The organism is Nocardia amamiensis (assembly GCF_015477605.1).
In the GTDB taxonomy this organism is placed as follows: domain Bacteria; phylum Actinomycetota; class Actinomycetes; order Mycobacteriales; family Mycobacteriaceae; genus Nocardia; species Nocardia amamiensis_A.
In genome coordinates this window covers 1-1,370 of record NZ_JADLQX010000150.1, presented here as the reverse complement: position 1 = coordinate 1,370, position 1,370 = coordinate 1, and the positions used below count along the sequence as shown (strand labels likewise).

The following is a 1,370-nucleotide window of genomic DNA, read 5'->3' as shown; positions in this document are numbered from 1 at the left end:
GCCCGGATCTTCTTCGGCCGTTATCCTTCTCGTTCCTTTCTCGGATTCACGATGATGGTCACGCAGGCATTCCTGTACAACGCCATCTTCTTTACGCAGGCGATGGTCCTGACGTACTTCTATGACGTGCCGGCCGACCACACCGGTTACTACTTCTTCCCGTTCGCCATCGGCAATCTGATCGGCCCATTGGTGCTCGGCCCGCTGTTCGACAGCATCGGCCGACGGAAGATGATCTGTACGACATATGTCGTGTCCGGCGTACTGTTGCTCGCCTCCGCCGTCGCCTTCGACGCGGGCGTCCTCAACGCCACGACACAGACCGCCTTCTGGTGTGTCATCTTCTTCTTCGCCTCGGCCGGCGCCTCCTCGGCGTATCTGACCGTCAGCGAAATCTTCCCGCTGGAACTGCGCGGCCAAGCCATCTCGTTCTTCTTCGCGATCTCGCAAGCCGCAGGTGGTGTCGTCGCGCCCTACCTGTTCGGTCATCTGGTGGGCGGTGCCGACAACCCGAGCCCCGATCGGCTCCCGCTCACGATGGGATACGTCTTCGGCGCCGGGGTCATGATCGCCGGTGGCGTGATCGCCTGGTTCTTCGGCGTGAACGCGGAAGGCCGGTCGCTCGAGGACATCGCGGACCCGCTGTCGAAGGCGAAATCGTCCGACCCGAGTCTCAGCCCAGCCGTGAGCGACTGACCGAGCAGCCGCGAGAGGCGACGAAGGGAATTTGTCACCATGGTGCAACCAACCCCTTGGCAGACGAGTAAGACTCGGCATCGACCCGATGACTTAACAAGCCACGGCGAACGCGGTAGGCGAAAACGTCGGGTCGAAATCGCGAGGGTCCTGGCGCGGGTGAAACCGATCGCGACCTTGCTCCGGGGAAACTGGGGCTATCTGTGCGCCGCAGTCGGGAGCATCATCACATTCACCCTGCTGTTCAAGCCGTGGCTCAGCAGCAGTGGACCGGACGGCTCGATCTACAGCAATGCGTTCGGTCAGACCCGTATCACCACCACCCTGGTGGGTCTCTGGTCGCAGAAGCCACCGAACCACTCCAACCTCAACGGTATGTGGGCCGTCCTCGCCACCGCCGCGATTTTCGTCACCGTGATCGCCGCGTTGATCAATCTTTTGGCACGCACCAAAGCACTTGCTCACTTGACGGCTGGTTCCGCGGTAGCTGTGGCGATTTTCGTCCTCTGTATCCTGGTCTATCTCAATGGAAAGGGACCGGAGCTACGCAACATGGTCGGTTCCGGCCCGCCCACCGACATCGGTACTCAGATCGGCTATGTGATTCGATGGGCCTCGGGCAATGGGCAATACCCGCTGCCAGGGGCACGAAAGGTCGAATTCTCCACCGCGAA

Annotated in this window: 2 protein-coding genes; both read left to right on the top strand. The window is 61.2% G+C overall.

What is annotated here, in order from left to right:
- Window positions 1–696, top strand: a 696-nt coding sequence (locus tag IU459_RS37170) for an MFS transporter (RefSeq protein ID WP_195134256.1), incomplete at its 5' end; no start/stop codon positions are given.
- 159 nt (window positions 697–855) lie between these two features.
- Window positions 856–1,370, top strand: a 515-nt coding sequence (locus IU459_RS37165) for a hypothetical protein (RefSeq protein ID WP_195134255.1), incomplete at its 3' end; no start/stop codon positions are given.